The sequence below is a fragment of the Parvibaculum sp. genome, assembly GCF_030694575.1.
Classification (GTDB): domain Bacteria; phylum Pseudomonadota; class Alphaproteobacteria; order Parvibaculales; family Parvibaculaceae; genus Parvibaculum.
The window spans coordinates 1-7162 of record NZ_JAUYUS010000090.1 but is presented as its reverse complement, the minus strand read 5'-3'; the positions used below and the strand labels follow the sequence as shown (position 1 = coordinate 7162).

The 7162-nt window shown below is 62.5% G+C and carries 9 protein-coding genes and 1 tRNA gene; all 10 read left to right on the top strand.

Annotated features, from left to right (window positions below; all coding sequences use genetic code 11):
- Positions 1–50 precede the first annotated feature (50 nt).
- Positions 51–140 (top strand) — tRNA-Ser (locus Q8S60_RS12430).
- A gap of 127 nt (positions 141–267) precedes the next feature.
- On the top strand, positions 268–729 hold the full coding sequence (locus tag Q8S60_RS12425) for a hypothetical protein (protein ID WP_305326159.1): 462 nt from the start codon (positions 268–270) through the stop codon (positions 727–729).
- 35 nt (positions 730–764) lie between these two features.
- Positions 765–1532 (top strand): beta-ketoacyl synthase chain length factor, encoded by a 768-nt coding sequence (locus Q8S60_RS12420; RefSeq protein WP_305276855.1) that lies wholly within the window; start codon positions 765–767, stop codon positions 1530–1532.
- Entirely contained in the window at positions 1519–2322 is an 804-nt protein-coding gene (locus Q8S60_RS12415) for a 1-acyl-sn-glycerol-3-phosphate acyltransferase (RefSeq protein WP_305276854.1), read from the top strand. Before Q8S60_RS12420 ends, Q8S60_RS12415 begins: the two co-directional genes overlap by 14 nt.
- On the top strand, positions 2282–2560 hold the full coding sequence (locus tag Q8S60_RS12410; protein ID WP_305276852.1) for a phosphopantetheine-binding protein: 279 nt from the start codon (positions 2282–2284) through the stop codon (positions 2558–2560). Before Q8S60_RS12415 ends, Q8S60_RS12410 begins: the two co-directional genes overlap by 41 nt.
- Complete coding sequence (locus Q8S60_RS12405) at positions 2547–2798, top strand: acyl carrier protein (RefSeq protein WP_305276851.1); 252 nt, start codon at positions 2547–2549, stop codon at positions 2796–2798. Before Q8S60_RS12410 ends, Q8S60_RS12405 begins: the two co-directional genes overlap by 14 nt.
- Positions 2755–3354: a hypothetical protein gene (locus tag Q8S60_RS12400; RefSeq protein ID WP_305276850.1), complete on the top strand. Its 600-nt coding sequence runs from the start codon at positions 2755–2757 to the stop codon at positions 3352–3354. Before Q8S60_RS12405 ends, Q8S60_RS12400 begins: the two co-directional genes overlap by 44 nt.
- Complete coding sequence (locus Q8S60_RS12395; protein WP_305276849.1) at positions 3351–5006, top strand: AMP-binding protein; 1656 nt, start codon at positions 3351–3353, stop codon at positions 5004–5006. Before Q8S60_RS12400 ends, Q8S60_RS12395 begins: the two co-directional genes overlap by 4 nt.
- Positions 5003–6712 (top strand): glycosyltransferase, encoded by a 1710-nt coding sequence (locus tag Q8S60_RS12390; protein ID WP_305276848.1) that lies wholly within the window; start codon positions 5003–5005, stop codon positions 6710–6712. The genes Q8S60_RS12395 and Q8S60_RS12390 overlap by 4 nt, the downstream gene beginning before the upstream one ends.
- A 1-nt stretch (position 6713) precedes the next feature.
- A partial coding sequence (locus tag Q8S60_RS12385; RefSeq protein ID WP_305668596.1) for an aromatic amino acid lyase occupies positions 6714–7162 on the top strand: 449 nt, incomplete at its 3' end.

The window sequence follows — 7162 nt, the reverse complement described above, 5'->3', positions numbered from 1 at the left end:
GCGCCGTTTCGACCATACGGGCGGCCTCAACGGTCCGGTCCGTCCTCTGCGGAGAGGTGGCTGAGTGGTTGAAAGTACCGCACTCGAAATGCGGCGTACTCGCAAGGGTACCGTGGGTTCGAATCCCACCCTCTCCGCCATATAAAACAGCCCGAAAGACTGTTTTCGCCGACCCCCCTGTTAGGCCGGCCACTAACAGCTTGAAAAAATCCGGCCCATGCCGGACGTTGCTGCTGATCTTTGACTGAAACGCATGGGGGCGTTGCGATGATGAGCAGGGTTGGATTTTCGGTCCGGTTGATTGCGGTGTTTGCGTTCGCGATGGGGGTTGCGGGCGCGCCGGCACGGGCGGCGGACAAGGTCTTGATGATGCCGGTAGATGCGGCGCTCGCGACGACGGACGCCAAGGCGGCGCTCGACGGTTCCGTCTCCTTCTATTTCGGGGACACGCCGCATCCGAAAGTCGTGGAGTCTTTCGGCGAGTTTGTCAGCAACAAGAAGACCAACGCATTTGCCAAGTCCGATCGGGAAACCTGCCAACGGGTTGTCTTATCCAATTTCATCACATTCCAGGAACGGGCGAAGCAGCTGGGTGGCAACGCGGTCATCAACATCCGCAGTTATTTCCGTTCGAACGAGGTGAAAAGCGACACGCAGTATGAATGCCATGTCGGCTTTTTGATGTCGGGCGTCGCGCTCAAGGGCGAAGTGGTCAAGCTCGCCGATTGAGTACCGCGCCTCGCCACACCTGGGAGGGGGAGGCGATGCAAGCAGACAGCACAACATCCGTTCCGGCAACGTTGTCCGCTGCCTTCGTGGAGTCGTGGGCGGCGATCGTTCCCGGTGCGCCGGGAGAGCCGGCAGCACGCCTTGGCGATTGTGCGGCGGAAGCGGATATTCCCGCTGGCTTGAGGCGGCGCCTCGGTCCGCTTGCGCGCATGGGGGTCGCTTGTGGGTTGGGCGTTGCGCCGGCGAGCGATGCCGACATCGTTTTCTGTTCGCGCTATGGCGACATATCGCTGGCGCATCAATTGCTCACTGCGCTTGTCGGTGGCGAGCCGATGTCGCCCGCCGGCTTTTCCATGTCGGTCCACAATACGGTGCCGGGCGTGCTCGACCTCGCGCGCAAGGCACGGATTGGCCACACCGCCATCGCCGCCGGCCCGCAGACGCTGTCGGCCGGTTTGGCGGAAGCATGGCTTCGTCTCGGCGAGCGGCCGCATATGAAGCTTGTACTCGTCTTTGCCGATCTTCCGCTCCCCGGCATCTATAGCCAGTTTGCCGATAGTGACATGGGCGGCATTGCCTTTGCGCTCCGTCTTTCCGCCGGACACGGCGAGGGAACGGCGTACTGTCTGACGCGTGATCCTGCCGCCGACGGAGAAGGCGGGCCCGTTCTCGATGCGCCGCCGGCGGAAAGGCTGGCTCGGGAACTCGTCGTACACATGGACGACAGGGTGCCGCAGCCTCTCCGCTGGCGATCGCAGGGGTCGCTCTGGTCTTTTGGAAAGAGTGCCGATGAAGCGTCTTGATTACCTCTGGCGGCTTTTTGGCACCGCGCTTTCCTTCGCCTCGTTCGGTATCGGCGGTCTTGTTCTTTCGCTCACCGTGTTTCCGCTGATGAACCTGTTTGTGCGGAACCTGGACGCGCGCGCGGCCTACGCGCAGCGTCTGGTCCACGTGATGTTTCGGCTGCATCGCAATTTCATGGTCGCGATGGGCGTTCTCGACTTCGAAGCGCATAACGCGGAAGCTTTGGCGCAGGACGAGGGTGTTCTCGTCGTCGCCAACCACCCGACGCTTCTGGACGTGGTGCTGCTGATGTCGCTGATGCGCCGTTCTCAATGCATCGTGAAGGCGGAGATATGGCGCAATCCCTTCATGCGCGGCGTGGTTAACGCGACGGGCTATATCCGCAACGACGGAGATGCCGAAACGCTCGTGGCCGATTGCGCCCAGGCACTCGCGGCCGGCAACAATCTGATCGTCTTTCCCGAAGGCTCCCGCACGGTTCCAGGGGCGCCGGTAAAATTGCAGCGCGGGGTCGCCAATATTGCGATCCGGGCGGGGTCGCCCATCCGGCTGGTCACCATAAGATGCGAGCCGCCGACGCTCATGAAGGGCCAGAAATGGTACCGGATTCCGCCGCGCCGCATGCATTTCACCATCACGGTGCACGGATTGGTTGAAACCGGGGCTTATATAGGTGAATCTGTGCCATCGATTGCCGCCCGGCGCCTGAACGAGTTTCTGGCCGAGTGGTTGACGGGGGAAGTGGGGCATGGAACGGCTCGAAGATCGAATTCGGCGTCTCATCGTTGAGACGCTGAATCTGGAAGATATTTCAGCGCAGGATATCGACGAGGAAGAGCCGCTCTTCGGAGAAGGGCTCGGGCTCGATTCCATCGACGCGCTTGAAATCGGCATCGAAATCCAGAAGACGTTTGGCGTGAAGATCGACTCCAAGGATGAAGACCTCGCGAGTCACTTCTCCAGCGTCAAGGCGTTGGCGCGCTTCGTTGCACGGCAGCAGCAGGGGCAAGTACATGAACCAGGATGAGATTTACGAAAAGCTGAAAGGATTTCTGGTTGAGCTTTTTGAAATTCCGGAAGACCGGATTTCGCTCGACGCCCGCCTCGCGGACGATCTCGATCTCGACAGCATCGATGCGGTCGACCTGATACTGAAACTCCAGGAATTCATCGGCCGCAAGGTTTCGGCGGAGCAGTTCCGGTCGGTGCGGACGGTGCGCGATGTCATCGACCAGGTTCATGAGCTTCTCGGACAAGCGGCCTGATCCCTGGGCCACGGCCCTCACCGTTGCGATGTTGCTGATCCCGATGGCAACGGCGATCGGGCTGCGCTGGATCGGGCCATGGCCCATCATCGTCGTGCTCGTTGGCTGCATCGCGGCGCGCATTCTTCTTCCACGTGCGGTCCCCGTGCCCCTCGCGATGACGATATGTCTCATCGCGGTCGCTACGGCCGTTCTTCTTGTAGGCGCCGTCGCGCCGGATCTGGCGGCGAGGCTTTATCCCGTCTTCATGAGCGTCACCATGCTGATCGCCTTCGCCCTGACCCTTGTCCGACCGCCCAGCATGATCGAGCGCTTCGCGCGGATCGTGGAGCCGGATCTCGACGATCGCGGCGTCCGCTACACGCGAAAAGTCACTTATGTCTGGGTCGGCTTCTTCGCCCTGAACGGGCTGATCGCATTGTGGACGGTGCAGCAAGGCGATCTCTTCTATTGGGGTCTCTATAATGGCCTCGTCAGTTATCTTCTCGCGGGACTTTTGTTCGCTGTCGAGTTCGTCGTGCGTCAGCGTGTACGGGCGCGGGGCGGCCCGGCATGACGGAGAACCTCTGGCATTTTCTTTCGACCGCAGCGCCTGACGCGTCCGTCGCGACGGACGGCACGCGCGTGGCGACGGCGGGGTCTGTTCGTGCGGCAGCGCTCTCCGTCGCAGCCCGCCTCGGCGCTGGCGAAGGTCCCGTCATGCTCTATTGCGGCGATGCCGCGAACTTCGTCGCGGGCTTGGCGGGCGCGCTTATTGCGGAGCGCGAAGTGCTGTTGCCCGGCCACGCCGCGCCGGACTATCTGCGGGAGATCGGCGTAGCTAACGGTGCATTCGTCAGCGATATCCGCGGCGCCGATGCAATCCAGGTTTCGGTTTACGAGACCGGTCCGGGGCCGGGCATTTTTCCATCCTCTTTGGAAGGACGGGTCGGCTTCTTCACCTCCGGGTCGTCGGGCGAACCGAAGCTGTGCATGAAGGCGATGGATCAACTTGCGGCGGAAGTCGCGGTGCTGCGCCGTCAATGGGGCGCGCCGCAAGGCGCGGTCGCCGGCACCGTTTCGCACCAGCATATATATGGCCTGCTTTTCCGGGTCCTTTGGCCGCTTGCGACAGGTGCGATAATTTTTTCGCAGCAGCTCGAAACATGGGAAGCGGTTGCGGCGAGGCTTGAACCAGGCGGTGTTATCGTTTCAAGCCCCGCTCATCTCGCGCGCATCCCCTCCGCCGTTCGCCTGCCGCATATGCCGACGGCGATCTTCTCATCGGGCGGGCCGCTCTCGCTCGACGCGGCGGAAAATGCCGCCGCGCAGTTCGGCTTCACGCCGATAGAGGTACTGGGCAGCACCGAGACCGGCGGCGTCGCGTGGCGCCGGCAGACCGGCGCGAACATGCCGTGGACACCGATGCCCGAGGTCGAAATTCGTGCCGACGAAACAGGCGCACTCGTCGTGCGTTCGCCGTTCACCGGCCATGACGGTTTCCTTTCCATGGGCGACGCAGTGGAGATCGCGGATGACGGCCGCTTTACGCTCAGGGGCCGTCTCGACCGCATTGTCAAAATAGAGGGCAAGCGTGTCTCGCTGCCGCGCGTGGAAGAGGCGTTGAAATCTCTTGCCGGCATCGCGGACGCAGCCGCCATCGATCTGCCGGCGCGGCAGGGTGCGCTCGGAGCCGTCGTCGTGCCGACGGAGGAGGGCGAGACCGCCCTTGCCACGATAGGCCCTTTCCGTTTCTCGCGGCACTTGCGCTCCCTGCTCAAATCACGTCTCGAGCCGATGGAGCAGCCCCGCTTCTGGCGCTTCGTGCCGCGGATTCCCGAGAACGCGCAAGGCAAGCGCATTGCCGCCGATCTGCGCGCTCTCTTCAGCTCGCCTGAATTGCCGCAGATCGATACGAGCGAGATCGATGGCGATGATGCCCGTTTCGAACTCCGGTTGCAGCCGGAGCTTCGCTGGTTCGAAGGACACTTTCCGGGGCAGCCGATCCTTCCCGGTGTCGCACAGCTTCATATCGCGGCGGTGCTCGCCGAGCAGACCTGGGGAACGGTTTTCGACGGGCGCGAAATGTCACGCATCAAGTTCAAGCGCGTCATGCAACCGGAAGAGCGGGTTTCGTTGACGCTTCGGAAAGACAGATCCCGGCTCGACTTCAAATATATCTGCGATGGCGATGTCGTGGCGAGCGGCACGGTCAGGAGTTCCTCGTGAACGCCGTCAAGCCGTGCGTCCTCATTCCGACCTACAATCATACCGCTTCGCTGGAAGGCATCGTCGTCCTCCTGTGCCGGCAGGGCCTTTCGGTCATCGTGATCGACGATGGCAACGAGCCCGGCGCTGCTCGAAGCATCGCGGCCATATGCGCGGCGCACGAAGGCGTGGAGCTTCTTCGCCGCGATGTGAATGGCGGCAAGGGTGCAGCGGTACTGGACGGCCTCGCGCGCGCGGAAGCACGAGGCTTCACGCATGCGCTGCAGATCGATGCCGACGGTCAGCACGACCTCGCGCGCGTCGCCGATCTCCTTGCCCTTGCTCGCGCGCATCCGCATGCGCTCGTCACGGGCGAGCCCGTTTACGACGAAACCGTCCCGCGCAGCCGTCGTATCGCACGCTGGATCACGCATGTCTGGGTGGCGATCAACACGCTTTCCTTCCGCATTGTCGACAGCATGTGCGGCTTCCGCGTCTATCCCGTGGCGGAGACGCTCGCCGTTGTGCGTTCGGCCCATGTTGCGAAGCGCATGGCTTTCGACACCGAAATACTGGTGCGTCTCGTCTGGCGCGGTACGGAGGTCGTCACGCTGCCTGTTGCCGTCACCTATCCGGCTGGCAATCATTCGAATTTCGCGATGTGGGACGACAATCTGCGGCTGTCGGGCATGCATGCGAAGCTCTTCTTCCTGATGCTTGCGCGGCTCCCCGGTCTGCTTTTCGACCGGCTGTCCGGACGCTCTCCTTCCTCGTCCCACTGGGCGGCAATCGGAGAACGCGGCAGCTATGCCGGGCTCTGGTTTCTCGGCGTCGTCTATAAACTCTTCGGCCGCCATGTCTGTCTCGCGGTGGTGTCGCCCGTGGTGCTCTTCTTCTTTCTGACGGGCACCGAGCAGCGGCGCGGCTCGCTCAACTATCTCGCGCATGCTCATGCCGCCGGTCTCATCGCGGCGAAGCCCGGCTGGCTTCTGTCCTTCCGGCATTTCCTTGCCTTCGCCTCTTCGGCGATCGACAAACTCGCGGCATGGACCGGAAATATTCCGGCGTCCGCGGTCGAAGGCGTCGACGAGGGCGAATTCGACAAGACAAAACGCAGCGGCAATGGCGCCGTGGTGCTGACGGCGCATTTTGGCAATCCGGAAATCCTTCGCGCCATCGCCACGCTCGGCGCGCGCTGGCGGGTCAACGTGCTGGTCCACACGGCTCACGCCGTACGGTTCAATCGTTTGATCGCGGAATATTCGAACTCCTCCACCGTCCATGTTATCCAGGTGACGTCCGTTGGACCCGATACTGCAATTCTCCTTCAGCAGGCGGTCGCAAATGGCGAATGGGTGGTGATGGCGGGAGACAGGGTGCCGGTCACGGGGAACGAACGCATAAGCTGGGTGCCGTTTCTCGGCGAGCTTGCGCCTTTCCCGCAAGGTCCGCACATTTTGGCCGGGCTTCTCAAATGCCCGGTGCATCTCCTCTTCTGTCTGCGGCAAGGTTCCCGTCATCGCGTTTGTTTCGAGCGGTTCGCGGACCGGATCGAGTTGCCGCGCAAAGACCGGGACAAGGCGCTTGCCGCCTCCGTAGCGCGATATGCTGCCCGTCTGGAAAGTCATTTGCATATCGCGCCGCTACAATGGTTCAATTTTTTCGACTTCTGGCACCCGGCGGGACTTCAGCCGCCGGTGCCGGCCGACAGGTTCGGGGGACAGTAGAGTGGATGCAGTAGCGGACGAAATCACAGGCGAAGTGGTCTTCGGCGAAACGCGCGTCACCATCGAGCATATTCGCTCGATCTCGATGGGTGTCGTTCCTTCGCGTCTGAGCGACAGCCTTGCCTTCCGCGACAGCATCGCGCGCTCCGCCGCTCATGTCGACGAAACGCTGCGCCGCGACGGCATGATCTACGGCGTTACCACCGGCTATGGCGATTCCTGCACGACGCCCGTCCCGGACGAACTGATCGCCGAATTGCCGCTGCATCTCACGCGGTTTCACGGCGTCGGCACCGGCCGCATTCTCACGAACGAGGAAACGCGCGCCGTCATGGCCGTGCGGCTCGCGTCGCTCGTTCACGGCTGGTCCGGCGTCAGTCCCGGGCTTGTCGAGTTGCTTGCCGAAATGCTGAAGCGCGACATCCTGCCGGTGATCCCGGCCGAAGGCTC

What these genes read in the sequence shown, in the direction of transcription:
- Q8S60_RS12425 (WP_305326159.1), top strand. Translation starts at nt 268, where the DNA reads ATGATGAGCAGGGTTGGATTTTCGGTCCGGTTGATTGCGGTGTTTGCG.
- Q8S60_RS12420 (WP_305276855.1), top strand. Translation starts at nt 765, where the DNA reads ATGCAAGCAGACAGCACAACATCCGTTCCGGCAACGTTGTCCGCTGCC.
- Q8S60_RS12415 (WP_305276854.1), top strand. Translation starts at nt 1,519, where the DNA reads ATGAAGCGTCTTGATTACCTCTGGCGGCTTTTTGGCACCGCGCTTTCC.
- Q8S60_RS12410 (WP_305276852.1), top strand. Translation starts at nt 2,282, where the DNA reads ATGGAACGGCTCGAAGATCGAATTCGGCGTCTCATCGTTGAGACGCTG.
- Q8S60_RS12405 (WP_305276851.1), top strand. Translation starts at nt 2,547, where the DNA reads ATGAACCAGGATGAGATTTACGAAAAGCTGAAAGGATTTCTGGTTGAG.
- Q8S60_RS12400 (WP_305276850.1), top strand. Translation starts at nt 2,755, where the DNA reads ATGTCATCGACCAGGTTCATGAGCTTCTCGGACAAGCGGCCTGATCCC.
- Q8S60_RS12395 (WP_305276849.1), top strand. Translation starts at nt 3,351, where the DNA reads ATGACGGAGAACCTCTGGCATTTTCTTTCGACCGCAGCGCCTGACGCG.